Origin of the sequence: Tardiphaga sp. 42S5, assembly GCF_034044155.1 — a bacterium.
Lineage (GTDB): Bacteria > Pseudomonadota > Alphaproteobacteria > Rhizobiales > Xanthobacteraceae > Tardiphaga > Tardiphaga robiniae.
In genome coordinates, this window is sequence record NZ_CP139027.1 from 4,332,160 (window position 1) to 4,357,395 (window position 25,236).

The window sequence follows — 25,236 nt, forward strand, 5'->3', positions numbered from 1 at the left end:
TGTCTCCCCGTTCGCCGGGGGAGACGATAGTGCAGACGCAATTGGCGTCGGATGAGGGGAAGCCCCCACAGACTCGCAGAAAGTGAAGAGTCCCCCTCACCCGCCGGCTTCGCCGGACGAACTCTCCCCCCTGGCGAAGCTTTGCTTCGCGCAGCGGTGAGAGATTAGTAGGAGCCGTTAGTTCTGCGCGACAGCCTTGGTCGAGGCGAGAGATGCGGCGTTCATCGCCACCATCTCCGGCTTGATGGTCACACCCGGCCGCACGCGCTGAAGTCCGTTGACGACGATCCGCTCGCCGGCCTTCAGACCACTCAGGATCACGCGCATGCCGTTGACCGACGGCCCCAGGATCACTTCGCGATACTGCGCCTTGTCCTTCGCATCGACCACCATGACGAACTTCTTGTTCTGGTCGGTGCCGACCGCACGCTCGCTGATCAACAGCGTCTGCTCGGCCTTGGGCTGGCCCATGGTGAGCCGCGCGAACTGGCCGGGCATCAACCGGCCATCGGCATTGTCGAACATGGCACGCACGCGCACCGTGCCGCTGCGCGGATCGACCTGATTGTCGATGAACTGCATGCGGCCCTGCAGCGGTGCGCTGTCGGTGACGGTCGTCATGTGAACCGGAATCCGGTCGATTTCGCCCGGCGTCTTTTCATCGGCCAGCGTCTTCAACGCGCGCGACACCACCTGTTCGTCGGCGTTGAAGCTTGCATAGATCGGATTGACCGAGACCAGCGTCGTCAGCAGCGGCGCGGTCGGGCCGGCCGAAATCAGGTTGCCGACGGTGATTTCGATCTTGCCGACGCGGCCCGCGACCGGCGCACGCACTTCGGTGTAGCTGAGATTGAGTTCGGCGGTCTTGAGCGCGGCTTCTGCAGCCTTGAGGTTGGCTTCGGCCTCACGATACGCATTGATACGATTGTCGAGGTCGCGCTGGGTGATGCTGGAGCTGGTCAGTTGCTGACCCCGGTCGAAATCGGCCTTGGTGAGGATCAGGCGCGCCCGCGACGCGGACACCTGCCCCTGGGCACGATCGACGTCGGCGGCGTAGAGCGCCGGATCGATCAGCACCAGAAGGTCGTCCTTCTTGACCAGCGCACCTTCGCGAAAGTGGATCTCCTGAACGGCGCCTGCGACGCGGGAGCGGATTTCGACGCGCTCGATCGCCTCAAGGCGGCCCGAGAACTCGTCCGAAGCCGCTGTGGCCTTGGCTTCCACGAGAGCAACCGAAGCCTGAACAGCAGCGGGAACAACCGCGCCGGACTCGGCTTGAGCCGCCACGCTTGACAGATTCATCAGCGCCGCACCGCCGCCTACGGTGACCGCCACCAACGCGATTCCGGCGCCAAAGGCGATCTTGCGAGGGAGATTATGTGCCATTATGAACCCCATTTAATCTGTGTGGGCCTTGTAAAGCCCTGTCATTTCAGTAGCTAAGCGGTACATTGGCGTCTGCCGGGTTCCCGCCGGGCATCTCGCTGCAACGCACACATTCGTAACGTCCGGTATAGATGGACTATCGACATCCACTGTCAAGGGACTTATCTACTGAACGGTAGAAAACTTTGGAGAGCCCGTCGTGGCACTGGGACGTCCTCGTGAATTCGATACCGACACAGCCCTCGACCTCGCGCTGCATGTGTTTTGGCGCAAGGGTTACGAAGGTGCGTCGATGGCCGACCTCACGGAAGCCATGGGCATCACCAAGCCCAGTCTCTATGCGGCGTTTGGCAACAAGGAAGATCTGTTCCGCAAGGCGCTGGATCGCTATGTCGATGGTCCAGGCGGCTATTTCCGCACCGGCCTGGAGAAGCCCACGGCCCGCGAAGTCGTCGAACACATCCTCTATGAATCCGTGAATGCCGTCACCGACCCGGAAAATCCCGGATGCCTTGCCGTGCAGGGTGCGCTGTGCTGCGGCGATGCTGCCGAGACGATCAAGCAAGAGTTGGTGGCGCGCCGCGCCAAGGGAGAGAATGACCTGAAGGTGCGCTTCGCGCGTGCGATCAGCGAGGGTGACTTGCCAGCCGATGCCGATGCCGGTGACCTCGCGCGCTACATCTCCGCGATCTTGCAAGGTATGGCCGTGCAGGCTGCAGGCGGCGCCGCACGCGAGCAATTGCGAAAACTCGCCGACATGGCCATGCGCAGCTGGCCTCCGGTCTGAGCCGTCCGCCTGCATTTTATGCTGAGATCGCACAGCCGGCCTATTGTCCGCTGACAGCCGCTCCATCGAAATGCCTCTCGACAGTTTGATGACCGAGGGGCGCAATGCTGCCTCCCCCGCCAAGCGGTCGCCAAATCGCCGAGGTCGTGGCAAATCTCCTGATATTGCATCGCAATATTTCCGCTCAGGAGAATACCCATCCGACTTTCCCTTCCTCTTGTCGCGCTGGCTGCGGCTTCCTTCGGCATCGGCACGACTGAATTCGTCATCATGGGTCTGCTGCCGGACGTCGCCCGCAGCCTGTCCGTGACCATTCCGCAGGCCGGCTATCTCGTCTCGGGTTACGCCATGGGCGTCGTGATCGGCGCGCCGATCGTGGCGATGGCGACCGCAGGCATCCCGCGCAAGACGGCTCTCCTCGCTCTGATGGCACTGTTCACCATCGGCAATCTCGGCTGCGCCCTTGCGCCGGATTACTGGCTGCTGATGCTGGCGCGCGTGGTCACGGCTTTCGCCCATGGCGCGTTCTTCGGAATTGGCGCCGTTGTTGCCAGCAATCTGGTGCCGCGTGAGCAGCGCACCCAGGCCGTCTCGCTGATGTTCGCGGGACTCACGCTCGCCAATGTGCTGGGTGTGCCATTCGGCACGGCGCTGGGACAGGCCGCCGGATGGCGTGCGGCGTTCTGGGCCGTGGTGGCCATCGGCATCATTGCATTCCTGGCGATCGCCCGCCTCGTTCCTTCCGGGATGCCTGGCACGCGCGGCGGACTGGCGAAAGAGTTTCGCGCGCTCGGCCGCTGGCCGGTGCTGCTGCCGATGCTGATCTCGACCATGGCTTCAGTCAGCATGTTCAGCCTGTTCACCTACATCACGCCGCTGCTCGAAGAGGTCACCGGCCTCACGCCGCATGGCGTGACCGGCGCACTGCTGGCGATCGGCGTCGGTCTCACCATCGGCAATCTGATCGGCGGCCGCCTCGCCGACCGCAACCTGCTCTCGACCATCATCGGTGCATTCATCTGTCTCGTCATCGTGCTCGGCGCACTTGCGCCTGTGGTGCACATGACGCTTCCGACCCTGGTGCTGCTGATCCTGTGGGGCGGTATCGCCTTCGCGCTGGTCTCGCCGCTGCAGATTTGGGTGGTCGATGCGGCCACGGACGCGCCGAACCTCGCCTCGACCCTGAACCAGGGCGCGTTCAATCTCGGCAACGCCACCGGCGCATGGATCGGCGGCGTCGCGCTGAATGCCGGCATGCATTACGCACAGCTTCCGCTGCTCGCAGCGCTCGTCGCCATGGCCGGGCTCGGGCTCACGCTGAGCAGCTTCATTGACCGCCGGATCTTGCCGGCGCAGATCAGTCCGGCAGAATAGCGCCGCGACCGCGTAAGTATTTTCGCGTTTTCAAGGAAACGATTTTGGCCCTCAGGCGCGACAGTTTCGCCTTCACTGCCTTTCTGGGCACATTGACCGCATTGCCACCGCTGTCGATCGACATGGGATTGCCGGGTCTTCCGGCGATCGAGGCGAGTTTCGCCGACGCCGCAGGACGCGGGCCGCTGACGCTCAGCCTGTTCCTGGCGGGCTTTGCGATTTCGCCGCTGATCTGCGGCCCCCTTGCTGATCGCTTCGGTCGTCGTGCGACCCTGTTGGATGGGCTGCTGCTGTTCTCGATCGCGGCAGGCGCCTGCGCGCTCGCGCCTTCCTTCACCGTGCTGCTTGCCTTTCGATTGCTGCAGGGCCTCGCTGCAGGCGCCTGCGCCATCCTGCCCTTCGCCATCGTGCGCGACCTGTTCGAACACGGCACGGCGCGCCACAAGCTGTCACAGATCGCGGCGGTCCTCGGCATCGCGCCAATGATCGCTCCAGTGCTGGGCGGCTGGGTGATGACCGTCAGTGACTGGCGAATGATCTATGCGGTGCAGGCCGCCGTGGGACTTATCCTGCTGATCGTCGGCGCCATCAGCCTCGACGAATCCCAGCCCGTCGAGAAACGCCGTTCGCTCAACCCTAAGCAATTGATCGAGAGCTACCGCATGGTGCTGTCCGATCGCATCTTCGTCGGCTTCTCCCTGCTCTACGCCTTCGCCTTTGCCTGCATGTTCGCCTTCATCTCGGGCGCGCCATCCGTGTTGATCGGCAGCCTCGGTCTCTCCACCACGATGTTTGCGCTGCTGTTCGGACTGACCTCCTGCGGCGTGCTGGTTGCCTCGCTGATCAGCGGAAGCCTGAGCCGCCGCCATGTGGCCTCACGCAAGATCATCATGGCCGGTCTGCTGCTGATGATCGCCAGCGCCGTTGCAGCGGTCGCTTTGGTGCCTGCAGGCGCCGTCACGACGCTGTCGTTGATGCCGCTGATGGCGCTCACGATCTTTTCCTTCGGCCTGCTCGCACCGAGCACCAACCACGAAACCTTGCAGAACCTGCCGCATGTGGCAGGCGCGGCAGCTGGCGTGATGCGCTGTATGCAGATGGTCATGGGCGCCTTCGCCAGCGCCATGATCGCGGTGTTCGAACCGTTCGGGCATCCGGCGCTGGTGATGACCGGCCTGATGGCCGGCATGGCGCTCGCCGCCGGCGCGATCTATCTGTGGCTATTACCCAAGGCCAATTCCGGGCAGGATCATCGCGCGTAACAGGAGTTCCCCATGAACGGAAAGATCGTCGTCATCACCGGAGCGTCCGGTGCGCTGGGTCAGGTCGTGCTCGAACGCGCCGCTAAGAGCGGTGCAACCATTGCCGCCATCGACCATTCCGCCAAGACGCCAGCCTCAACGCCAGATCGTTTACAGATCGGCGGCGTCGACCTCTCCGATGCCGCGCAAGCCGACGCCGCCATCGCTGCAGTGGTCAAACAATTCGGCAAGATCGACGTGCTGATCAATATCGCCGGCGCATTCACCTTCGAGAATATTGCCGACGGTAACAACAAGAGCTGGGAGACGATGCATCGGCTCAACTTGCTCACGGCTCTCAATGCCTCGCGCGCGGCAATCCCGCATCTGACGTCGTCGAAAGCCGGACGGATCATCAATATCGGTGCGATGGGTGCGCTACAGGCCGGCGCCGGCATGGGGCCTTACGCCGCCTCGAAGGCTGGCGTGCATCGGCTGACGGAAACGCTCGCCGCCGAGCTGAAGGGCAAGGTCACGGTCAATGCCGTATTGCCTTCGACCATCGATACGCCGGCAAACCGGCGCGACATGGCCACTGCAGATTTTTCGAAATGGGTCACGCCGGACGAACTCGCCAGCGTGATTCTGTTTCTGGCCAGCGACGCCGCCAGCGCCGTCACCGGCGCATTACTGCCGGTGAGCGGGCGCGTCTGACTTACGCCTGGGTCTTTTTCTTCTTGCCGAATGCAGGCTTGGCGAAATTCGCACCGCCATCGCGCTTGGCCTTGGCGACGTAGGGCGGCTTGTCCGCGCGTGGTTTCTTTTCGAACTTCGGCTTGCCTTCGTAACGCGTGTCTTCGTTGCGCGGCTTTGCATAAGCCGGCTTGTCGGCGCGCACCGGATCGTATTTCGGCTTGCCGTCGAACTTGGGCTTGCCTTCATACTTCGGCTTGTCGTCGAAACGCGGTTTGCCCTCGTAGCGCGGCTTGTCGCCCTGATAAGGCTTGTCGCTCTTCGGCTTGTCCTTCCAGGACTTCTCCTTATAGGCACCCTTGTCCTTGAAGTCCGGACGGTCGCCATCGGATCTGAAGCTGGGCTTGCGCGGGCGCTTGTTGGAATAGTCGCGATCTTCCGGCGCCGTGCGGCTCGATGCGACCGCGCCTTCCGGACCGTTGGCCAGCGGCTCGATGTGGATATTGTCTTCCTTGTCCGGACGCTTGATCATGGTCGCGAACTTCTCAGCCGCGGCTGCCGAAATCTCGAATTCCGAATTACCGTCATAGATCTTGATCGCGCCGATATCCGCCTTCTCGATGCCGCCGCGACGGCAGATCATCGGCAGCAGCCAGCGCGCTTCGGCATTCTTCTGCCGGCCGATGGCGACGCGGAACCACTTGGCGCCCTCGCCCATCGGTTCGCTCTTCTTCGGAGTCTTGCGGACCGGCGCGCCTTCCTCGTCCCGGCGACGGCTGCCTGGGCGATCCTCGCGACCGCGGAACGTGCCGGGATCCTGCACATCTTCAGGCGACGGCAGACGCGAGCGATACAGCCGCGCCAGCGCCGCTGCGATCTCCTCGGCCGAACGCTCGGCGAGCATCGCGCGCGCCAGCGTCAGATCGTCCTCGGTGGACTCTTCAGTGAACAGCGTGTCCTGCAGCATGCGCTGCTGATCGAGCACACGGATTTCCTCGACGGTCGGCGCTGATCCCCAGACGGCATCCGTGCCAGCGAGATTGAGCAGCATCTCGGCGCGGCGACGGCGCGATGGAGGCACCAAGAGAACACTGACGCCCTTGCGGCCGGCACGCCCAGTACGACCCGAACGATGCTGCATCACTTCCGGATCGTTCGGCAGGTCGGAGTGAATGACGAGACCGAGATTGGGCAAATCGATACCGCGCGCAGCCACGTCGGTGGCGACGCAAACCCGTGCGCGACCATCGCGCAGCGCCTGCAGCGCGTGAGTACGCTCGTTCTGCGACAGTTCGCCCGACAGAGCGACGACCGAGAAGCCGCGCTCCAGCAGGACGGTCTGCAGATGGTTCACCGCGTTGCGGGTGTTGCAGAACACGATGCTGCTCGGCGATTCAAAATAGCGGAGCACGTTGACGACAGCGTGTTCGACGTCGTTCGGCGAAATCCGGATCGCGCGATATTCGATGTCGGAGTGACCGCCTTCGGTGCCTGCGACTTCGACGCGGAACGCCTGCTGCTGATACTGCTTGGCGAGATTGGCGATGCCGCGCGGCAGCGTCGCCGAGAACAGCAGCGTACGGCGGGATGCCGGCGTGGCCTTGAGGATGAACTCCATGTCCTCGCGAAAGCCCATGTCGAGCATTTCGTCGGCTTCATCGAGCACCACGGCCTTCAGTTCGGAGACGTCGAGGCGATTGCGACGCAGATGGTCGCATAGACGTCCAGGCGTACCGACAACGATGTGCGCGCCTGCGGCCAGTTCGCGCTGCTCCTTGCGCGGATCCATACCGCCCACGCAGGAAACGACGCGTGCGCCGGCATATTGATAGAGCCAGGTCAGCTCGCCATGCACCTGCAGCGCGAGTTCGCGCGTCGGTGCGACGATCAGCGCCAGCGGCGATCCAGCCTTCGGCAGCTTCTCCGCGCCTTCGAGCAGATTTTCGGCGATCGCCAGACCATAAGCGACGGTCTTGCCGGAGCCAGTCTGCGCAGACACGAGAAGATCACGACCGACAGCATCGTCAGCGAGGACAGCGGCCTGGACGGGGGTGGATTCATTGTAGTTGCGCTCAGCCAACGCGCGGGCGAGCGACGGACCAGTCGAGAGAAATGACACAGATGTAAACCTTGGTTGCAGCGGACCGCGTCGCGGTCGGACTCATTGAGATCCACAGGATCAATACTTGGGACCAAACGGAAACGAATCTGCCGCCCTTCAGTTGGCGGTCACGTCGGGTCCAGGAGTCCGGTGCGTATCGGGATCGACGGAGCTTTACGCTGCTTCGCAGCAAAAGGCCAATCATTGCTGCCATGTGCCGGCGAAATCGGGCGAATTGAGGTTAACCCTCACAGAATTGCGCCAGCACCGGTATTTTGTCACTCAAATTTCGCTGGGAGGCTTTTTAACGTCCTCTTCCGTCTTTGGCCCCTCCTGCTTGAAAGGTACCAGGAGCCAAAGAGTCAGGAAGGTGAACAGCGAGATGACGACCGCCACGTCATAGGCGCCGAGGCCCACGGCAGCGCCAGTTGCGCCGGTTGCCCACAGACTGGCTGCAGTGGCGGTACCACGCACCGAGCCGTTGTCTTTCAAAATGGCGCCGCCGCCGATAAACCCCATGCCGGTCATCAGACCTTCGATGATGCGCGCTGTGCCTTCGGGATGACCGTTCAGAAACCCCTCGGTCGCCTGGACGATGCCGCAAGTGGCGAGCGCGACCAGCGGAAAGGTGCGCAGCCCGGCGCTGCGCTCGGCGCGCTCACGATTCCAGCCGATGGGCAGCGCCAGAACATAGGCGATCGACATGGCGATTAGATGCGGCAACAGACGAAAGCTGTCCGACATTTCCAGAAGGGTCTTCACCGCGGGTCTCCGATCGCACAAGGGATAAGGCGCCTCGGGTGTCTCCGCGGGCCAACCCGGATAAACTCGGCCGGTGAGTCGCGGTTGCAGCGGCGCATCGTCTCATGGACCTCGACTAGGACGTTCAATTTTTGGAAACCTCGCTCTACCTCCCGGTAAAACGCTTCCTCGAAGGCCTTGGCTTTACAGTCAAAGGTGAGATTGGCGGCTGTGATCTCGTGGCGCTGAATGGCGATGATCCGCCGATCGTGGTGATTGGCGAGCTCAAGCTCAGCTTCAATCTCGAATTGATCCTGCAGGCCGTCGATCGCGCCGGTGCCTGCGATGAAGTCTGGGTGGCGGCCAAGCTTTCGATCAAGGGCAAGGGCCGTGAAAGCGATGCGCGCTACCGCAACCTGTGCCGCCGGCTTGGATTCGGGATGCTGGGAATCACCGATGCCGGTGGCGTCGAGGTTCTGGTCGCGCCCGCCACCGTCGCGCCGCGACGCAATCCGAAAAAACGCTCACGCCTGATCACCGAGCACAAGAAGCGTCTGGGCGATCCTGCCCTTGGCGGCAGCACGCGCGCGCCGATCATGACGGCCTATCGCCAGCAGGCGCTGGCCTGCGCAGCGATGCTCGTTGTCGGTCCGCGCAAGGTGCGCGAGCTCACGCCGGATTATCCGGATGCGCAGAAGATCCTGCATCGCAACGTCTATGGCTGGTTCGAAAGTCCGGCACGCGGCACCTATGCGCTCACCGATGCCGGTCACGCAGCCCTGAAACGCTGGCCGCAACCCCAGCGGGATACCGCACCGGAACCAGCTTTGTCATAAAGCTATTGATCAAAATCGTTCTCATTTTCCGGGAACAAGTTTGCATGGCTGCTTTGTCGCGGCAATTCCATATTGCAATGCAACAACTGCTCCCTTAGGTATCGCAAATCAACACTGAGGCGACCGATGAGCGAAGACTGGAACACGAAATACGGAACGCGGCGCGTACGGCGCGATCCCCCGACCCTGGAAGAAGCCATCTTCGCCGCGATGGGTATCACCGAGGATCTCGATCAGCAGGCGGAGATTGCCGCATCGCTGATGGGCATGCCCTTCGACGCGGTGCAGGCCGAAGTGAAGAAGGCCAATCGCTCGACCGGCACACTGCGCGTGAGCCGCGTCATTGCCGGCGAGCAAGGCGCCCAGCGTTCGGTGGTGGTGGAGCGCCGCGTGACGCGCAAATTCGGCAACGACAAGCGCATCTGACTTCGGCGCGCGAGCGCGCCGCCCGCAGATACAAAAAAGGCCTCGTTCATCACGAGGCCTTTTTCTTTGTCGCAGCGACCGTCGCTCAAGCTTGCGTCCTGTTCAGGACTTGCCCCAGCCGGCCAGCTTGAACCACAGACCCCAATAGGCCCGGTTATAATCGGCGATTGCACGCGCCACATCGAGCGCCGTGGTCTTCGGCTCGGCCACGAGCCCTGCGCCCATGGGATCGCGCAGGTCGATAACACCCGTGGATTCGCCGTGACGGAACGACAGGTGCGCGCCGAACTTGTTGGCCAGCGCCCGCATCGCGTCGTTCTGCGCGCCGGTGGTGATGCGCAGCTTGGCGTAGCCCATCGACCGCGCCTTTGCGATCAGCTTGGTGAACAGGATGCTGCCGACACCCTTGCGGCGCACGATCGATTCAACGCTGAAGGCAATCTCGGGCAGCGAGTCCGGCGACAGATCGGCCTGATGCAGTTCAGCGGCGCCGCGCACGATGCCATCCTCGAAGTAAACGAGAATGACGGTGCCGGTATTGACGGACTTCTCGGCGTAGCGCGCGACCCATTCGTCGTCGAGCGAACCGTTGAAACGATCGCGGCGGCTCTCGCGGTCCAGCCGCAGAAGATGATCGCGGAACAGCGGCAGCTCACGGGCGGCAAGGACACGCACATGTCCACGGGCCGGAGCGCGGGTCGAAATGGCGATGGTGGTAGCTGCGTCTAACATTGTCCAAATCCTCAAGTTGCCCTCGAGGAAAGCGTCGATTCCCTAGACGCCTCATATTGTGCGACGCACCATAAAATACAAGGGCGCAGATGCCGCATCTGACAGCGCTCACCGCAGATGAGCCATGCAATTGTCGAGGATTACCAAAATCTTAACAAGAAATGAACCGGGTTACAACACAAGCTGGGTCTGCGTCACGACACCCACTAGCTTGCCATCCTCGGTCTCGATCCGGGTCTGCCATACCTGCGTTCTGCGTCCCCGGTGGATCGGCGTTGCGATCGCGCGCACAGTGCTTCCTGCTTTTGCACCACCTGTGAAATTGGTCTTGCTCTCGATGGTTGTCGTGCCTTTGGCGCCTTCCGGCAGATTGATGACCGTCGCCGCCGCACCAACCGCATCGGCGAGCGCCATCACCGCGCCGCCATGAATGGTGTGACCGAGCGTGCACAGGTCCTCGCGCACCAGCATCGTTGCGACGACGCGCTCCAGATCGGCGTCGGTGAAGGTCACGCCCATCGAGACGGAAAACGGCATTGCGAGGCTGTGGATCTTGTCGAGTGGCGTCATGCTGGCCTCAACTCCCTGCGCTTTGTCTCGCCCATCATCATGTGGGCTTGATGAAATTTCACGACACAACGGCATGTCGTGACAAGCCCTTTGTTAACGGGCATATCGACGTGATGCGCCACTTCCCGCCACGCCGGATCGTATGTCTCACCGAAGAGACCGTGGAGACACTTTATCTGCTCGGCGAACAGGATCGCATCGTCGGCGTTTCCGGCTATGCCGTGCGGCCGCCGCAAGTGCGACGCGAAAAGCCGCGGGTCTCGGCCTTCATCTCGGCCGATGTGCCGAAGATCCTGGCACTCGATCCTGACCTCGTGCTGTGCTTCTCGGATCTGCAGGCCGAGATCGCCGCAGAGCTGACGCGCGCCGGCGTCGCCGTTCATGTGTTCAACCAGCGCGACATCGCCGGCATTCTGGCGATGATCCGAACGCTCGGCGCCATGGTCGGCGCAGGTGAGCGCGCAGAGCAATTGGCGACGCAATTCGAGCTGCGATTGTCCAGCGTCAACGCTGCGGCCAGCTTGCGGCAGAACAAGCCGCGCGTCTATTTCGAGGAATGGGACGATCCGCTGATTACCGGGATCGGCTGGGTGTCCGAACTGATCGAGATTGCCGGCGGCGAAGACGCCTTTCCGCGGATGCGTTTTCAGAAAGCCGCGAAGGATCGCATTGTGATGCCCGACAACGTGATTGCCGCAGCACCGGACGTGATCCTCGCCTCGTGGTGCGGCAAGAAAGTCGTGCCCGATAAAATCCGGCAGCGACCGGGCTGGAGCGAGATTCCGGCCGTGCGCGACAATCGCATCTATGAGATCAAATCGCCGCTGATCCTGCAGCCGGGACCTGCGGCATTGACGGATGGACTGGATGCGATCGTGAAAGCGTTGTGGGAAGAGTAGTCGTAGCTGTTGTGCTCCGCCCTCTCACCACGTCATGGCCGGGCTTGTCCCGGCCATCCACGTCTTTACTCACTCGTCGCCCAAGGCGTGGATGCCCGGCACATCTAGCGAAGCCGCGCTTCGCGCTTTGGCCGGGCATGACCGAGGTTCCACTGCGATTTTATCGCCCCGATTAGGCCGCCCCACGCTACCCCGCCCTTACCCCTTCGGGTACTGCAGAGAATAGGCATCGGTCAGCGCATCTTCGAGCAGCCGGCCTTCCGAATATGCTTGCAAAGATGCTGGCCGTTCGACGCCGGGCAACAGCCGCGGACACGGCTCCGGCGCACCGATCATCGTCCTCACCGGAATGCGCTCGGCATAGATCGGCAGCTCGTAATCCTCGTCATCATCGGCGACGCCCTTGGCGCGGATCTTGGCCGATGCCTCCTCGATCTCCATGGCGATAAAGGACGTCGCCTTCATCTCCTGCGCGGTGGTCTCGCGCAGGCTCGCCGTGCGGTCCGGGAAGAAACGATCGACCATCGCGATGCCAGCCTGTTCCTTCTCACCCGGATCGGTCACCAGATAGGCGTTTCCGAATGCCATCACCGCGCGGTAGTCCGCTGAATGATTGAAGCCGCAACGTGCCAGCACGAGGCTGTCGAGAAACGCGACCGTGAGACAAACACGCTGCTGCGCGGTCTGGTTCTTCAGCATGCGGCTGGCGCTGCTGCCGTGCCAGTACAGCCTGGTGCCTTCGCGCCAGAAGAAGGTTGGCGTGCAGTAGGGCTGGCCATCGATGACGTAAGAGACATGGCACATCATCGATGCGTCCAGGATTTTATGCACGGTCTCGTGGTCGTAGAAGCCGCGGTCATGGCGTCGCTTCACGCGATTGCGCGCCGTGAGCGGATAGGACGGTGTGGTGTCGATACCCGTCGTTTCAGTGGTCTTCAGCTCGGGTGTTGTCACGGCAATTCCCTGTCAATTGGAAGCGTTGGAATGTGTTGTATCCGTCCATTTGGCCTGCGATAGTGCCAATTCCATGCGAAAAATTCCGACCAATTTGGCGAGGCCAATTCCGAAATCCGAACTGCCGCTCGATCTCACGGGCGCGCATATCACCGAAGGATCGTCCTCGCAGGATCGGCTCTATCAGGCGCTGTGCCATGCCATCACGGGCGGCGTCGCCAAACCCGGCGAAGCTCTGCCGCCATCGCGTATCCTTGCGAAGCAAACCGGCTTTCAGCGCAACGCCGTCACCAATGCCTATGAGCGGCTGATCGCCGATGGCTTTGCCGTTGCGCGCGTTGGCTCCGGCACCTTCGTCGCCGCGCGCATTCCCACGCGTGTCGACAGCAAGCCGACAAAGGCCATCGCCATCGACCCGCCGCAGCGCGGCACGCTTGCGCTCGGCTGCACGCATATCGACGAACAGGCGCTCCGCCGTTTCCGCGCGTTCGCCGGCCGCCGCCTACGCGCCTTCGGCAGCGAGCATCTGCATTACGGCGATCCGCGCGGCAGCTTCGAGCTGCGCACCGCCATCGCCAATCATCTTCTGTCGGCGCGCGGACTGCGCTGCGATCCCGACCAGATCATGCTGACATCGGGCACACAGCATGGACTGCGCATCGTGCTATCAGCCACCCTCAAGCCGGGCGAACAGATCTGGTGCGAGGACCCTGGTTACCCCGCCGCACGAAAATCGATCGAACATTGCGGCGCGCGGCCGGTGTCGGTGCCGGTCGACGAGTTTGGCCTGATCGTCGCCAGGGGCCGCGCCACAGCGCCATCTGCGCGCGCAGCCTATGTCACGCCGTCGCACCAGTTTCCGCTCGGCGTACAGATGGCGATGCCGCGCCGGCTTGAACTGCTCGACTGGGCGAAGGACGCCGGCGCCTGGATCATCGAGGACGATTACGACAGCGAGTTTCGCTATGACGGCGCGCCGCTGCTGTCGCTCGCCGGCATCGATCACCTGCAGCGCGTGATCTATATGGGCACGTTTGCGAAGACACTGTTTCCAGGCCTGCGCATCGGCTACTGCGCCCTGCCCGAGCGCCTGATCGGCCCGGTCACGACGGCGCGCGCGGCGATGGACCGCTTTCCCGGCACGCTGATGGAAGGCGCGGTGGCCGACATGCTGAACTCCGGCGCCTTCGCAGCCAACCTGCGCAAGATGCGCAGCGTCTATCGCGAGGCCCGCGACGCGCTGGCAGCAACGCTGACGGATGCGTCGGACGGACAACTCACGGTTCCCGTGCCGTCGCAAGGTCTGCATCTGGTCGCGAAGTTCGCAGCCAAGACACCGCTCGAGATCGCCGCAGAGGCCAAGGCCACGGCCGGCGTCGAGGGCTGGTTGCTGGCTGACACCTATCTGCGCGCCCGCCCTGCGCCGGGCTTCGTGCTCGGCTTCGCCGGCCATCCCATTCGTCAGCTTGTCACATCGGCGGAAAAACTGGCGAAAGCCTCGGCGGCGAGTTTGCGCGCGCACCGCAAGCCTGCGGCAGGGCCCCGTGGAACCCGCGCGGGGGGCTAGAACTTAAGGCTGGTCAGCACTGGAGGCTCGCGACCGCTGCGCTTCTAGAATCGGATGCGCATCCCTACAATCCGCGCAGGCAAACTGCCCCGCCGGCAGACCCGGCCTAACGGAGACCTCATGTCCGGCAATCGCAACGTGCTTTATCTGATCATCGGCGCGCTCGTCGTCGGCATCGGCGTACTCGGCTACAATCTCTACCAGACCAAGAAAGAACCCAGCGGGCTGCAGATCAATGTCGGCCCCGACGGCCTCAAGATCCAGAACAAGTAACAAAGGTCGCACAATGCGCTCGGCAATTTGGCTATCAGGAATTCTGGCTTCGCTTGCGCTGGCAGCGCCGGCGCTGGCGATCGATCAGGTCAACCGCGAACAGGACATCGTTGATGTCCGCCTCGGCCAGCGCATTCTGGTCGATGACGGCTCTTGCCCCACCGGCCAGATCAAGGAAGTGTCCGGCACGACGCTGACCACGTCCGGTGTGACGCGTGTTCGCAAATGCGTTCCCCGCGCGGGCACCAAGACGCGCTAGTCCAAGACATGCTCATCAATGCCGCAGTGGCTCGCTTGGCGGCACCGGTGAACCGGTCTGGCCCACACTCGCGCCGCCGTCGATCGCCAGCGTAATCCCCGTGATCCAGCGCGCTTCATCGCTGGCCAGAAACAACACACCATAACCGATATCCCAGCCGGTCCCTTCGGTGCCCAGCAGCGTGCCCGCGGCGCGCGCCTTGCGCATCTCGTCGCTCATGCCCCGCGACGCCACCATCGGCGTATAGACCGTACCAGGCGCGATGCAATTGACGCGAATGCCGGCGCGGCCGTGATGTGCCGCCATCGCCCGCGTCAGACCGATCACCGCCGACTTCGACGTCGGATACAGCAGGCTGGGATGGCCGCCGCGCAAGCCCGCAATCGATGCCAAATTGACGATCGAGCCGCCGCCGGATTTCATCATTTCCGGAATGGCATACTTCGCCATCAGCATCATCGAGGCGACGTTAACGCGCATGGCACTGTCCCAGGCGAGATCATCGACCTCGATGGCGTCGCCGCGCGGTCCCGTGAGGCCGACATTGTTGACGAGGATATCCAGCCGGCCGAAGCCTTCGACGGTGCGTTCGACGATTGCTTCGCATGAGGCGCGATCACTGACATCGCCGTCATAGATCTGCGTGACGCCGCCTTCCGCGGCGATCAAACGCGCCGTTTCCTCGGCAGCGTCTGCGTCGGTGTCGACCAGAGCAACACGCGCACCGTGCCGGGCCAGCAGCACCGCCGCGGCGCGCCCGTTGCCGATGCCTTCGCCGCGGGACCCCGCGCCGGTGACGATGGCGACCTTGCCTTTCAATCGATCATCGCGCTGGGGCCAGACCATATCCATCAGAACATGCCGTTGGTGTTGGCGGACTTTTCCGGGATCGGCTGAACGGCATCCCAATGCTCGACTATCTTGCCGTTCTCAAGCTTGAAGATGTCGATGATCGCACTGCCGCGCGTGCCCTTTTCGCGCACGGCGTGGACATGCAGGATCACAAAGTCGCCGTCGGCGAAGACCTGCTTGATCTCGCTATGCGAGTCCGGGAATTTCTCCCGCAGGAACCCGATAAAGCCCTTGAAGCCCTCGACGCCATCAGCCGCGTTGGGATTATGCTGAACATAACGCGGACCGAAATATCGGGATGCCGCCTCGAAGTCCTTCTGGTTGAGACCCTTTTCGTAGAATTCGACGACAACTTTCTTGTTGGCTTCCTGGTTGCTGGTGTCTGCGGCCAACGCCGCGCCGGTGAGAAACATTGATACACAAGCAAGGCCGATCGAGACAAATCGCATAAAAACCCCTCGGTTCCCGCCGACCCAACGGTCAGCGAAACCAAACGCTATCATCGGCCGTGACAGGATGACGAGAGGGAAAGACAGAAATCCGCGATCATTTCGGTACGACGATGCAGTACAAAACGATCACTTGATATCAACCATTGCTGGATATCGATCGGTACTAATCCAGCGGCGCCGGATCGTACATGCATTGCAGGGTCGGCTTGGCGATCTGCGTGAAGGTCGCGCTGATCATCGACTGCTTCGATGCCGGGACCCAGTCCTTCTCGATGGTCGGTACGCCGCGCTCGCTGATGCCCCGCAGCAGCGCCTCGCGCAGATCGGTGTCTTCCACCGTTGCTACAGCATGGTCATGCAGGCAACCGCAGACCTCTTCCGGATGCGCCCAGCGCCCGACCATATGTGGCGAACACAGGCGGACGAATTCGCCGCGCTGGTCCGGCAATTTTCGCCACGACCAGATCTGCGCCTGCGCCGCACTTCCCGTGATGAAACTTGCAAGGGTGGCAGCGACAACAATGGCGGTCAGAACACGTGGTCGGGTCATTTCAAAACTTTTCTTGTTGTTTCTCGGGTGTCCACCCGCGATCGAAATCAGCGTGCGTAGGCCACAACCATCGGCGCAGCAGCGCTGATCACAGGCGAACCGGTAAAAGCGAAGGTGCCGATACCCGGCAGATTACCATCGGTGGAACCGGCCATCGACGGACCGACCAGGATGAAGGCGAAAGCGAGGATGAAGCTGATGGTGCGCATCTGACGTCTCCAGTTCGGCAGCGCTGCCCGCCGCGTCGTTGGCAAATGGATAACCAATGGCGGTTTCGTCACGTCTGCGGCCCAAGAGGAAAATGGTTTCGTCGGCCTGCTCAATTGTTTCGTCGCGCCCATCCGACGACACAATCCGGGCGGTTACTATGCGAACGGCTCGAAAAGAACGCCTTGGAAAGGATGTCTCGAAAGTTCGTCTGGCTGTCGCACGCCCTTAACAAAACTGAACCTAAACGCGGCTAAAGCGACTTCAGGAGAGCGTATGCAACCTTTTCAGGCGACTGCGCGTTTCTGTTCACCTGGAAGAGAAGGAATGCAGTCGTGGGAACTGGCAACAACGATGTTGGCAAGGATACCCCGATCAGCGCCGGACGATCACCGATCTCCACGGTTCGCCCGCGCGCCGAATGCCAAGGCGCCATGTCGCAGCAGGGCTACGGCTCGCACGGCAACGAGTGCTATCCGCAGCAGCTGGTCCAGCTCGTAGGCTATCGCGACCCACAGCCGCAGCAGTCATGGGACCGCTTGCGCACGAAACGCGTCGTCTCCCATTCCGCTGAATAGCGAAGCACGGCCAAGTTCTAGCGGCCAATAGCTCGCTTATTTGATGAAGTCGCCGCACTTCTGCACGGCAGCGTCCGCCTGCCCCCACGGCATGATCGGAACTGATGACGTGGAGTTCTTCGGCGAGCCCTCGATGATCCGGTCCGAATAGACCATGTAGACCAGCACGTTTCGCTTGGCGTCACAGCCGCGAACGATCTGCATCTTCTTGAAGAAGAGACTGCGGCGCTGCCGGAACATGTCCTCCCCCTGATCGCTCTTGGCCTTGAACGTGATGGGGCCGATCTGCCGGCAGGCCAGCGAGATGTCCGAGACCTCCTCGGCCAGACCGAGCCAGCCCTTGAAGCCGCCCTTTTCAGGCACCGTGAAATGGCAGGCGACACCGTCGACCTCAGGGTCATCGACGCCGTAAGTCGCCAGCTTGTCGTTTGGGCTGAGCCATTTGAACACGGTGGAGCGCCGGAAGATCAGATCCGGCTCGTCCGCAGCCTGCGCCGGGACAGCCGCCAACACCGCGAGCGCCGAAAGCGCCAGGACGCCGCGCCGCAACATCTTGGTGAGTCCGCCAGATCCATTAAACGTCATGCAACTCTCCGTGACCGATCCAGAATATGTAGGCATTCCAACCGGATTCGGAAGCCAGGATGCCCCTCTGTTAATTCAATGTGAGGCTTTTTTGCTAGGCTGATCCCGACTCAACGGCAGCCAGATCACTCATGCTGGTGAACCCATCTCGCGCCTGCGAGACTAATGTTTTCAGATGGATTCGAGGATATTGGACGTGGGTGTATTTCAATTGTCGCGTGAACCAGGGGACAAAAGCCGCTTTCTGGGCAGCACGATTTTTTCCGGCGGCCTTCTGCGGATCGCGCTGGTCGCTATGGCCGGCATGACCGTGGCGGCGCCTGCCGAGGCCGCGGTGTTCTGGACCGACGAAAACCCGATGATCATGCGGGAGATCGAACCGCCGGCGCCACAACCACAGCAGCGCCAGAAAAAGCTGAAGCGCCTCGGCGCAAAACTCGAGAAACAGGTCAAGGAACACGCAAAGCCGGTCGGCCCGCTGGTGATCGCCATCTCGATCGAGCGACAGTCCCTGCGGGTATTCGACGCCAACGGCCTGTTCGCGGAGACGCCGGTCTCCACCGGCATGCGCGGCCATTCGACGCCCATGGGCGTGTTCAGCATCATCCAGAAGAACAAGTGGCACCGCTCCAACATCTATAGCGGCGCGCCGATGCCCTACATGCAGCGTATCACTTGGTCGGGCATTGCTCTGCATGCCGGCGCGCTGCCAGGCTATCCGGCGTCCCACGGCTGCATCCGCATGCCGATGGCCTTTGCGACCAGGATCTGGGGCTGGACCCGCATGGGCGCCCGCGTGATCATCGCGCCCGGCGAAATCTCCCCGGCGGAAATCTCGCATCCGCTGCTCGCCGCTCAGAAGGCCGCGCCGGGTCCGGTCGCGGCTGCGGCGCCTCAAGACGTCCAGACATCGCCAAAGGCTGATAAGGCATCGGCAGATGCGAAGCCCCAAGACCTCGGTCTGAGGCCATCCGCCGCCGACCGCGCCAAGACTCAGGACAAGACCCAGACCGCCGATGCCAGCAATGCGATGACAAAACCGGCGCCTGCGACTGTGATGTCGGACGCCACACCTGCAAAGGTCGAAACCGCCGTCAAAGCCGCCGAGCCCGAGATCATGACGCGCCGCGATCTCGACGCCGCCATTGCCAAAGTCGTCGAACTGCCGACCCCCGAGATCAAATCCGCAGAGACCGTCGCGGAAGCGCCAGCCAAGCTTGAACCTGCCAAGACGGAAGCACCGAAGGCGGAAATCGCAAAAGCTGATGTCGCACCGGTCGCCGCCAGTGTGCCCGACGTCAAGAATGACGAAACGCGCCCCGCCGATTCAGCCAAGGCCGAGATGCCTGCGGCGCCTGCCGCCGATGCGACGCCAAAGCGGTCCGGCCAGATTGCCGTGCTGGTCAGCGGCAAGGACGGCAAGCTCTATGTGCGGCAGAATTTCGCGCCGCTGTTCGAGACGCCGATCGCCATCAAGCCCAGCGATCGCCCGCTCGGCACTCACATCTTTACCGCCCGCACCGACAAGGGTGATGCCAAGGCATTTCACTGGACCGCAGTCTCGCTGCCTGCCGTCCCGCGTCGCGCCGACGAGGACGACAATGTTTCGCGTCGCCGCAGATCCACTGGCGCGGTTGAAGTGAAAACCCGACCGCTGCCGAATAGCGCCGCCGAAGCGCTTGACCGCCTGACGATCCCCGCGGACGCCATGGCACAGATTACCGAAGCGCTCGCGAGTGGCGGCTCCATCGTGGTGTCCGATCAGGGCATTACCGCCGGCGGCGAGACCGGCCAGGGCACCGAATTCGTGGTGCCGCTGCGCTAGCCTCGTTCACTCCGGCCCTGTAACAGCTTGTTGAGTGCGTCATCTCGGAGATGACGCTACTCTGCTCGCGACACAGGCTGGGCTACGACGAATGGCGATGATCAATCGCAGACAGATACTGACAACGGTATTGGGCGCGGCAAGTGCTGTGGCGGTCGCGCGTCACGCCTCGGCGCAAGGCGCCGTGAGCCGCATGACCGCCTATGGCTTCGCGTTTCCCGGCCTCAAGGGTGGCGACATCAAACTTGCCGACTATGCCGGCCGCCCGATCATGGTGGTCAACACTGCATCGCAATGTGGCTTCACCCCGCAATATGCCGGGCTTCAGACGCTATGGACCGAGTTCCGCGAGCGCGGCTTGATGATTATCGGCGTGCCCTCCAACGATTTCGGCGGACAGGAGCCTGGCGGGGCCAAGGAGATCGCCGACATTGCCGAGGGGCATTTCGGCATCGGCTTCCCAATGGCGGCCAAGACCGTCGTGAAGGGACCGAACGCACACCCGTTCTATAAATGGGCGGCAGAGGCACGGCCGCGCGACCTGCCGCGGTGGAACTTTCACAAATATCTGGTCGGACGCGATGGCTACCTCGTCGACTCATTTGCCTCCGAATTCGAACCGACCGATACACGCATCAAGACCGCAGTCGGACGCGCCCTGACCGCGGCTTGAGCGGTTCAATATCGATCCAAGCGCTGACTGGGGATAAGGGCCGTTGCCATAGCGGTACCGCCTGAAATCGCGCTAGAATTGCGGTCACGACCATCTGGATCAGCCCGACCACCTCGCTGACGACGCTGGTCGCAGGTCAAGGGGGACGTGATGCGCAGTGCGGCAGGTCTGATTTTTGCGAGCGCTATTTCATTGTGGGCAGCAGGCGCACAGGCGCAGGCACCCAAAGCCGGTGTTGCTGCCCCCGCCCCCGCGGCAACGCCTGCGCCGCCACCGGCGCCCGCGGCTGCACCTGCCCCCGCCAAATCGACCTGCGCCAATCCCGATGCGCTCGGCGTCAGCCGTGTGGTCGAGATCGACACGACGGGCGGTCCGGGCTTCGGCTTCGAACATTTCAAGCAGCTCGACTTCCTGCGCGACAAGGAAGTGGTGCTGACCTTCGACGATGGTCCATGGCAGACTACAACGCCGACCGTGTTGAAGACGCTGGCCGACGAATGCGTCAAGGCGGTGTTCTTCCCGATCGGCAAGCACGCCACCTATTATCCGGAGGTGCTCAAGCAGGTCGCTGCGGCCGGCCATACCGTCGGCGGACACACCTGGGCTCATATCGCGCTGACCAACAAGAAGCTGACCCAGCAGCAGCGTATCGATGAAATCGAGAAAGGCTTCAGCGCGGTAAAGTGGGCACTCGGCTCAGCCCCCGCACCGTTCTTCCGCGCTCCGGCGCTGCAGCACCCGCCGGAAATCGTCACCTATCTCGGTACCCGCAACATGGCGATCTTCTCCTGTGACATCGACTCGTTCGACTTCAAGACGCGCAAGTCCGAACAGGTCATCACCAATGTGATGACCAAGCTCGACAAGCTCGGCAAGGGTATCATCCTGATGCACGACTTCCAGAAGCACACCGCCGAAGCGTTACCGACCCTGCTGCGCAAGCTCAAGGCCGGTGGTTACAAGGTCGTGCATATGCGTGCCAAGGCGCCCGTGCAGACCATCGCGTCCTATGATGAAGCGATCGTCAAGGACGCCAAGCTGCCGACGGTCAGCAGCCGTCCTGTGAACAGCGTCGTCCAGACGATCTCGGAATAATGAGGACTCGTCGACGCCCCTGATGCCCGCATTTCGTTTCAACGGCTACGTCATCGTCTCGGCGGACGGCATGCTCGCCGACGCCAGTGGCGTGATGCCCGATACCCTCAAATTTCCCGGCGACCTCGCCTTTTTCACCGCAGGTCTCGACCGTGCCGACCTGATCGTGCACGGCAGGCATTCGTTCGAGGATCAGCCGAACTCACCGAAGCGCAAGCGCATCATCGTCAGCCGCAGCATCGCTGCCATAGGCCCCGATCCCGAAAACAACAAAGCCACGCTGTGGAATCCGGCCGGCGCATCTTTCGAAGACGCTTGCGCGCATGCGGGCGTTCATGCCGGCACTGTCGCCGTCATCGGCGGCCCCAACGTATTCGAGATGTTCTTTGATCGCCTCGACGTGTTTTGGCTGTCGCAGGCGCCACATGTCCGCCTGCCCGGCGGCGAGGGATGCTTCCCCGGCGTCCCCGAACGATCGCCGCAGGACATTCTGTCCTGTCACGGCTTGCAGGCGAGCGAGGTTCAGATCCTCGACGCCGCACATGAAGTTACAGTGACGGCCTGGCGGCGGGTGTCCTGAACGAGGACTACACCTCGCTATAGCCGCCCGGTAGCCGCGTGCTGCGACCGATACCGGCGATCATGAACAGGCCGCCGATCAGCGACAGGTTCTTCAGCGCGTGGATCATCTGGTTCTTGGCCTCGGGACCGGTCAGGTTCCAGAAGTCATGGAAGTAGAACGTCGCGGTCATCACGAACAGCACCAGCACCAGGGCGAAGAAGCGCGCGCCCAGATTCAGTGCGACGAGAATACCGCCGACCAGTTCCAGTGTTGCAACGGCGATTGCGAGAATCTGCTTCAGTTCCATGCCCGCAAGCCCTTCGAGCTGCGTCGCATAGGGCGTCACGACCGCTGGGATCGTCGGGATAACCTTATTCGCGATCGCATCTGCTGTTGCGCTGAGGTCGAGAAATTTGGATGCGCCGGACGCAATGAAGATCACGGCAAAGAGAATGCGCCCGAAAGTAATAAACGCTGGCATTGGTCGGCCTCGCTGGACTGCAATGAATACTTGTCGAAATACATGACGAGTATGATCATTCCACCAAATTTTTCAAACGAACAAATGGATGACCTCGTTGCCGTCATCCATTTGTCGCGATGCCTTTCAGATCGGCGAACTATCCAAAAGCGCAATGGCCGGGAAGCATCCAACCAGCGCGAGGCTGACTGAACGCGCTAGCCGAACAGGCTCGCCTGCGGACGCCCAGCCCGCTCCTGCGCCTCGACAGCCGCAACCGCCGTCATGTTGAGGATACCACGCGCTGTCACCCCCGGCGTCAGGATATGCGCCGGACGCGCCGGACCGATCAGGATCGGGCCGACCGGGAGCGCATCGGCCAGCGTCTTGATCATCTGATAGGCGACATTGGCGGCATCGAGCGTCGGCATGATGAGGACATTCGCCGAGCCTTCGAGTTTCGAATGCGGCAGCACGATCTTACGGGCCGCTTCCGACAGCGCGGTGTCGCCCTGCATTTCGCCATCGGACTCGATTTCCGGATGCTTCTCACGCAGCAATGCTGCGGCGCGGCGCATCTTGCGCGAAGAGTCCGTATCGTAGCTGCCAAAGTCAGAATGCGACACGAAAGCGATCTTCGGCTTCATGGCGAAGCGCTGCACGTGGTTGGCAGCGAGCGCCGCGATTTCCGCGAGTTCTTCCGCGCTCGGATTCGGACGCACCTGCGTATCAGCGATGAAGTGCGCACCCTTGCTGGTGATCATCAGCGACAGCGCTGCAAAATCGCTGACGCCCGGCAGGAAGCCGATGATCTCGCGCACATGGCGCAGATGGCTCATGTAGCGGCCTTCGACGCCGCAGATCATTGCATCCGCCTCGCCGCGGATCACGGCGAGCGCGGCGATCACCGTCGCATTGGTGCGGACAACCGTGCGCGCCGCATCCGGCGTCACGCCGCGACGGCCGGCTACGTCGATATAGGACTGCACGTAAGAGCGATAACGCGGATCGTCCTCGGGATTGATCAGATCGAAATCCTGGCCGGCCTGGATCGCCAGACCAAACCGCTTGATGCGGGCTTCGACGACCGACGGACGGCCAACGAGAATCGGACGCGCCAGCTTCTCTTCCAGCACCACCTGCACGGCGCGCAGCACGCGCTCGTCTTCGCCTTCGGCATAGATCACGCGCACCGGCTGGGTCTTTGCCTTCGCGAAGACCGGCTTCATCACCAGACCGGAGCGGAACGCGAAACGCTCAAGACCCGCGGTGTATTCCTCGAAATTGGCGATCGGGCGCGAGGCCACGCCGGATTCCATCGCCGCCTTGGCGACGGCCGGCGCGATGCGCAGGATCAGGCGTGGATCGAACGGGCTCGGGATCAGCGACCCCGGACCGAAGCCCTGGGTCTCGTTGTCGAAGCCGGCTGTCACGGCGTCCGACGGCGGGTCTTGCGCAAGCTGCGCGATGGCATCGACGGCAGCGATCTTCATCGCCTCATTGATCGCCGTCGCACCACAATCGAGTGCACCGCGGAAGATGAACGGGAAACAAAGGACGTTGTTGACCTGGTTCGGAAAGTCCGACCGGCCGGTGCAGATCATCGCATCCGGGCGCGCCTTGCGCGCTTCGTCCGGCATGATCTCCGGCGTCGGATTGGCTAGCGCCATCACCAGCGGCTTGTCGGCCATCGCCTTGACCATCTCGGGCTTCAGCACGCCCGGAGCGGAGACGCCCAAGAAAATATCGGCGCCGGCGATGACATCGCCCAGCACGCGCGCATCGGTCTTCTGCGCATAGACCGCCTTCCAGCGGTCCATCAGGGTGTTGCGGCCCTCATGCACGACACCGTCGATATCGCAGACCCAGATGTTCTTCTTCTGCGCGCCCAGTGACACCAGAAGATTGAGACAGGCGATCGCCGCGGCGCCAGCGCCGGAGCAGACGATCTTGACGTTCTTGATGTTCTTGCCGTTGAGCAGCAGCGCGTTCTTGATTGCGGCGCCGACGATGATGGCGGTGCCATGCTGATCGTCGTGAAACACCGGGATCTTCATGCGCTCTTTAAGCTGCGCCTCGATCTCGAAACATTCCGGACCCTTGATGTCCTCAAGGTTGATGCCACCGAAGGTCGGCTCCAGTGCCGAGACGACCTCGACCACGCGCTCGATGGTGTCGGCGGCGATCTCGATGTCGAACACGTCGATGCCGGCGAACTTCTTGAACAGGACCGCCTTGCCTTCCATCACCGGCTTCGACGCCAGCGGACCGATATTGCCGAGACCGAGGACAGCCGTGCCGTTGGAGACGACGGCCACGAGATTGGCGCGCGAGGTCAGCGAGGCCGCTTCATTGGGGTCGGCTGCGATCGCGAGACACGGCGCGGCCACGCCCGGCGAATAGGCCAGCGCCAGATCGCGCTGGTTGGCAAGCGGCTTGGTAGCCTGGATTTCGAGCTTACCCGGCTTGGGAAGGCGGTGATAGGCAAGCGCCGCGCGCGAGAGATCGTCAGAAGATGAAGAAGACATGCGTGCTCCCGCGCGTCATAAAACAAAAGT

The 25,236-nt window shown here is 62.4% G+C and carries 28 protein-coding genes; 15 read left to right on the forward strand and 13 right to left on the reverse strand.

Annotation, left to right across the window (positions count from 1 at the left end; genetic code table 11):
- Nucleotides 1–177: 177 nt before the first annotated feature.
- Nucleotides 178–1,386 carry an efflux RND transporter periplasmic adaptor subunit gene (locus SFY93_RS20175; RefSeq protein WP_320444349.1) on the reverse strand — a complete coding sequence of 403 codons (1,209 nt, stop codon included), beginning with the start codon at nt 1,384–1,386 and terminating at the stop codon, nt 178–180.
- 199 nt (nt 1,387–1,585) lie between these two features.
- Between SFY93_RS20175 and SFY93_RS20180 the strand changes: the two genes are divergently transcribed.
- The 4 genes from SFY93_RS20180 (at nt 1,586) to fabG (ending at nt 5,502) form a co-directional block, all read left to right on the forward strand.
- On the forward strand, nt 1,586–2,173 hold the full coding sequence (locus SFY93_RS20180; protein ID WP_320444350.1) for a TetR/AcrR family transcriptional regulator: 588 nt from the start codon (nt 1,586–1,588) through the stop codon (nt 2,171–2,173).
- 198 nt (nt 2,174–2,371) lie between these two features.
- A complete protein-coding gene (locus tag SFY93_RS20185; protein WP_320447809.1) occupies nt 2,372–3,547 on the forward strand; it encodes an MFS transporter in 1,176 nt (391 codons plus the stop codon).
- Nucleotides 3,548–3,591: 44 nt separating this feature from the next.
- Entirely contained in the window at nt 3,592–4,809 is a 1,218-nt protein-coding gene (locus SFY93_RS20190) for a multidrug effflux MFS transporter (RefSeq protein WP_320444351.1), read from the forward strand.
- A 12-nt stretch (nt 4,810–4,821) separates the two neighbouring features.
- Complete coding sequence (gene fabG, locus SFY93_RS20195; protein ID WP_320444352.1) at nt 4,822–5,502, forward strand: 3-oxoacyl-ACP reductase FabG; 681 nt, start codon at nt 4,822–4,824, stop codon at nt 5,500–5,502.
- A 1-nt stretch (nt 5,503) separates the two neighbouring features.
- Here fabG and SFY93_RS20200 read toward each other — a convergent pair whose 3' ends face one another.
- Together SFY93_RS20200 and SFY93_RS20205 are read right to left on the reverse strand one after the other, a co-directional pair.
- On the reverse strand, nt 5,504–7,600 hold the full coding sequence (locus tag SFY93_RS20200) for a DEAD/DEAH box helicase (RefSeq protein WP_320444353.1): 2,097 nt from the start codon (nt 7,598–7,600) through the stop codon (nt 5,504–5,506).
- Between the two features lie 264 nt (nt 7,601–7,864).
- A complete protein-coding gene (locus SFY93_RS20205) occupies nt 7,865–8,344 on the reverse strand; it encodes an MgtC/SapB family protein (RefSeq protein ID WP_093758331.1) in 480 nt (159 codons plus the stop codon).
- Between the two features lie 131 nt (nt 8,345–8,475).
- Here SFY93_RS20205 and SFY93_RS20210 point away from each other — a divergent pair, with 131 nt between their 5' ends.
- Both SFY93_RS20210 and SFY93_RS20215 read left to right on the forward strand, forming a co-directional pair.
- Nucleotides 8,476–9,159 (forward strand): DUF2161 domain-containing phosphodiesterase, encoded by a 684-nt coding sequence (locus SFY93_RS20210; RefSeq protein WP_320444354.1) that lies wholly within the window; start codon nt 8,476–8,478, stop codon nt 9,157–9,159.
- A gap of 126 nt (nt 9,160–9,285) precedes the next feature.
- On the forward strand, nt 9,286–9,585 hold the full coding sequence (locus tag SFY93_RS20215; protein ID WP_320444355.1) for a hypothetical protein: 300 nt from the start codon (nt 9,286–9,288) through the stop codon (nt 9,583–9,585).
- A gap of 102 nt (nt 9,586–9,687) precedes the next feature.
- On the opposite strand, the gene SFY93_RS20220 is transcribed toward SFY93_RS20215, so the two are convergent.
- Together SFY93_RS20220 and SFY93_RS20225 are read right to left on the reverse strand one after the other, a co-directional pair.
- On the reverse strand, nt 9,688–10,317 hold the full coding sequence (locus SFY93_RS20220; protein ID WP_320444356.1) for a GNAT family N-acetyltransferase: 630 nt from the start codon (nt 10,315–10,317) through the stop codon (nt 9,688–9,690).
- A 171-nt stretch (nt 10,318–10,488) separates the two neighbouring features.
- Nucleotides 10,489–10,887 carry a PaaI family thioesterase gene (locus SFY93_RS20225; protein ID WP_320444357.1) on the reverse strand — a complete coding sequence of 133 codons (399 nt, stop codon included), beginning with the start codon at nt 10,885–10,887 and terminating at the stop codon, nt 10,489–10,491.
- A 113-nt stretch (nt 10,888–11,000) separates the two neighbouring features.
- Between SFY93_RS20225 and SFY93_RS20230 the strand changes: the two genes are divergently transcribed.
- The gene (locus SFY93_RS20230) at nt 11,001–11,786 is read left to right on the forward strand and encodes a cobalamin-binding protein (protein ID WP_320447810.1); all 786 of its coding nucleotides are present in this window, start codon (nt 11,001–11,003) and stop codon (nt 11,784–11,786) included.
- Nucleotides 11,787–11,984: 198 nt separating this feature from the next.
- On the opposite strand, the gene SFY93_RS20235 is transcribed toward SFY93_RS20230, so the two are convergent.
- A complete protein-coding gene (locus SFY93_RS20235; protein WP_320444358.1) occupies nt 11,985–12,740 on the reverse strand; it encodes a pyridoxamine 5'-phosphate oxidase family protein in 756 nt (251 codons plus the stop codon).
- Between the two features lie 73 nt (nt 12,741–12,813).
- Here SFY93_RS20235 and SFY93_RS20240 point away from each other — a divergent pair, with 73 nt between their 5' ends.
- From SFY93_RS20240 to SFY93_RS20250, 3 genes are all read left to right on the forward strand, one after another.
- Nucleotides 12,814–14,307, forward strand: coding sequence for a MocR-like pyridoxine biosynthesis transcription factor PdxR (locus SFY93_RS20240; RefSeq protein ID WP_320444359.1), 1,494 nt, complete (start codon nt 12,814–12,816; stop codon nt 14,305–14,307).
- Nucleotides 14,308–14,427: 120 nt separating this feature from the next.
- The gene (locus tag SFY93_RS20245) at nt 14,428–14,580 is read left to right on the forward strand and encodes a hypothetical protein (RefSeq protein WP_231080497.1); all 153 of its coding nucleotides are present in this window, start codon (nt 14,428–14,430) and stop codon (nt 14,578–14,580) included.
- Between the two features lie 13 nt (nt 14,581–14,593).
- Nucleotides 14,594–14,839, forward strand: coding sequence for a DUF6719 family protein (locus SFY93_RS20250; protein ID WP_231080496.1), 246 nt, complete (start codon nt 14,594–14,596; stop codon nt 14,837–14,839).
- A gap of 15 nt (nt 14,840–14,854) precedes the next feature.
- Here SFY93_RS20250 and SFY93_RS20255 read toward each other — a convergent pair whose 3' ends face one another.
- The 4 genes from SFY93_RS20255 to SFY93_RS20270 all read right to left on the reverse strand — a co-directional run bounded on the left by SFY93_RS20255 (nt 14,855) and on the right by SFY93_RS20270 (nt 16,902).
- Nucleotides 14,855–15,691 carry an SDR family NAD(P)-dependent oxidoreductase gene (locus SFY93_RS20255; protein WP_320444360.1) on the reverse strand — a complete coding sequence of 279 codons (837 nt, stop codon included), beginning with the start codon at nt 15,689–15,691 and terminating at the stop codon, nt 14,855–14,857.
- Complete coding sequence (locus SFY93_RS20260) at nt 15,691–16,104, reverse strand: nuclear transport factor 2 family protein (protein WP_320447811.1); 414 nt, start codon at nt 16,102–16,104, stop codon at nt 15,691–15,693. Before SFY93_RS20260 ends, SFY93_RS20255 begins: the two co-directional genes overlap by 1 nt.
- A 202-nt stretch (nt 16,105–16,306) precedes the next feature.
- Complete coding sequence (locus SFY93_RS20265; protein WP_320444361.1) at nt 16,307–16,693, reverse strand: hypothetical protein; 387 nt, start codon at nt 16,691–16,693, stop codon at nt 16,307–16,309.
- A 47-nt stretch (nt 16,694–16,740) separates the two neighbouring features.
- A complete protein-coding gene (locus tag SFY93_RS20270) occupies nt 16,741–16,902 on the reverse strand; it encodes a hypothetical protein (RefSeq protein WP_320444362.1) in 162 nt (53 codons plus the stop codon).
- A 333-nt stretch (nt 16,903–17,235) separates the two neighbouring features.
- Between SFY93_RS20270 and SFY93_RS20275 the strand changes: the two genes are divergently transcribed.
- Entirely contained in the window at nt 17,236–17,478 is a 243-nt protein-coding gene (locus tag SFY93_RS20275; protein ID WP_320444363.1) for a hypothetical protein, read from the forward strand.
- A gap of 36 nt (nt 17,479–17,514) precedes the next feature.
- Here SFY93_RS20275 and SFY93_RS20280 read toward each other — a convergent pair whose 3' ends face one another.
- Complete coding sequence (locus SFY93_RS20280; RefSeq protein WP_414717153.1) at nt 17,515–18,030, reverse strand: CreA family protein; 516 nt, start codon at nt 18,028–18,030, stop codon at nt 17,515–17,517.
- A gap of 229 nt (nt 18,031–18,259) precedes the next feature.
- Between SFY93_RS20280 and SFY93_RS20285 the strand changes: the two genes are divergently transcribed.
- From SFY93_RS20285 to SFY93_RS20300, 4 genes are all read left to right on the forward strand, one after another.
- Entirely contained in the window at nt 18,260–19,888 is a 1,629-nt protein-coding gene (locus SFY93_RS20285; protein WP_320444365.1) for a L,D-transpeptidase, read from the forward strand.
- A 97-nt stretch (nt 19,889–19,985) separates the two neighbouring features.
- On the forward strand, nt 19,986–20,561 hold the full coding sequence (locus SFY93_RS20290; RefSeq protein WP_320444366.1) for a glutathione peroxidase: 576 nt from the start codon (nt 19,986–19,988) through the stop codon (nt 20,559–20,561).
- Nucleotides 20,562–20,711: 150 nt separating this feature from the next.
- Nucleotides 20,712–21,656: a polysaccharide deacetylase family protein gene (locus tag SFY93_RS20295; RefSeq protein WP_320444367.1), complete on the forward strand. Its 945-nt coding sequence runs from the start codon at nt 20,712–20,714 to the stop codon at nt 21,654–21,656.
- 22 nt (nt 21,657–21,678) lie between these two features.
- Nucleotides 21,679–22,236: a dihydrofolate reductase family protein gene (locus SFY93_RS20300; protein WP_320444368.1), complete on the forward strand. Its 558-nt coding sequence runs from the start codon at nt 21,679–21,681 to the stop codon at nt 22,234–22,236.
- A 7-nt stretch (nt 22,237–22,243) separates the two neighbouring features.
- On the opposite strand, the gene SFY93_RS20305 is transcribed toward SFY93_RS20300, so the two are convergent.
- Nucleotides 22,244–22,699 carry a DoxX family protein gene (locus tag SFY93_RS20305; RefSeq protein ID WP_320444369.1) on the reverse strand — a complete coding sequence of 152 codons (456 nt, stop codon included), beginning with the start codon at nt 22,697–22,699 and terminating at the stop codon, nt 22,244–22,246.
- Between the two features lie 197 nt (nt 22,700–22,896).
- Nucleotides 22,897–25,206 (reverse strand): NADP-dependent malic enzyme, encoded by a 2,310-nt coding sequence (locus tag SFY93_RS20310; protein WP_089263974.1) that lies wholly within the window; start codon nt 25,204–25,206, stop codon nt 22,897–22,899.
- Nucleotides 25,207–25,236 lie beyond the last annotated feature (30 nt).

Coding starts and splice junctions, on each gene's coding strand:
- SFY93_RS20265 (WP_320444361.1), bottom strand. CDS start 16,693: ATGACCCGACCACGTGTTCTGACCGCCATTGTTGTCGCTGCCACCCTT.
- SFY93_RS20300 (WP_320444368.1), top strand. CDS start 21,679: ATGCCCGCATTTCGTTTCAACGGCTACGTCATCGTCTCGGCGGACGGC.
- SFY93_RS20225 (WP_320444357.1), bottom strand. CDS start 10,887: ATGACGCCACTCGACAAGATCCACAGCCTCGCAATGCCGTTTTCCGTC.
- SFY93_RS20305 (WP_320444369.1), bottom strand. CDS start 22,699: ATGCCAGCGTTTATTACTTTCGGGCGCATTCTCTTTGCCGTGATCTTC.
- SFY93_RS20290 (WP_320444366.1), top strand. CDS start 19,986: ATGATCAATCGCAGACAGATACTGACAACGGTATTGGGCGCGGCAAGT.
- SFY93_RS20250 (WP_231080496.1), top strand. CDS start 14,594: ATGCGCTCGGCAATTTGGCTATCAGGAATTCTGGCTTCGCTTGCGCTG.
- SFY93_RS20295 (WP_320444367.1), top strand. CDS start 20,712: ATGCGCAGTGCGGCAGGTCTGATTTTTGCGAGCGCTATTTCATTGTGG.
- SFY93_RS20220 (WP_320444356.1), bottom strand. CDS start 10,317: ATGTTAGACGCAGCTACCACCATCGCCATTTCGACCCGCGCTCCGGCC.
- SFY93_RS20230 (WP_320447810.1), top strand. CDS start 11,001: ATGCGCCACTTCCCGCCACGCCGGATCGTATGTCTCACCGAAGAGACC.
- SFY93_RS20310 (WP_089263974.1), bottom strand. CDS start 25,206: ATGTCTTCTTCATCTTCTGACGATCTCTCGCGCGCGGCGCTTGCCTAT.
- fabG (WP_320444352.1), top strand. CDS start 4,822: ATGAACGGAAAGATCGTCGTCATCACCGGAGCGTCCGGTGCGCTGGGT.
- SFY93_RS20175 (WP_320444349.1), bottom strand. CDS start 1,386: ATGGCACATAATCTCCCTCGCAAGATCGCCTTTGGCGCCGGAATCGCG.
- SFY93_RS20240 (WP_320444359.1), top strand. CDS start 12,814: ATGCGAAAAATTCCGACCAATTTGGCGAGGCCAATTCCGAAATCCGAA.
- SFY93_RS20215 (WP_320444355.1), top strand. CDS start 9,286: ATGAGCGAAGACTGGAACACGAAATACGGAACGCGGCGCGTACGGCGC.
- SFY93_RS20270 (WP_320444362.1), bottom strand. CDS start 16,902: ATGCGCACCATCAGCTTCATCCTCGCTTTCGCCTTCATCCTGGTCGGT.
- SFY93_RS20255 (WP_320444360.1), bottom strand. CDS start 15,691: ATGGATATGGTCTGGCCCCAGCGCGATGATCGATTGAAAGGCAAGGTC.
- SFY93_RS20280 (WP_414717153.1), bottom strand. CDS start 18,030: ATGTTGCGGCGCGGCGTCCTGGCGCTTTCGGCGCTCGCGGTGTTGGCG.
- SFY93_RS20260 (WP_320447811.1), bottom strand. CDS start 16,104: ATGTTTCTCACCGGCGCGGCGTTGGCCGCAGACACCAGCAACCAGGAA.
- SFY93_RS20245 (WP_231080497.1), top strand. CDS start 14,428: ATGTCCGGCAATCGCAACGTGCTTTATCTGATCATCGGCGCGCTCGTC.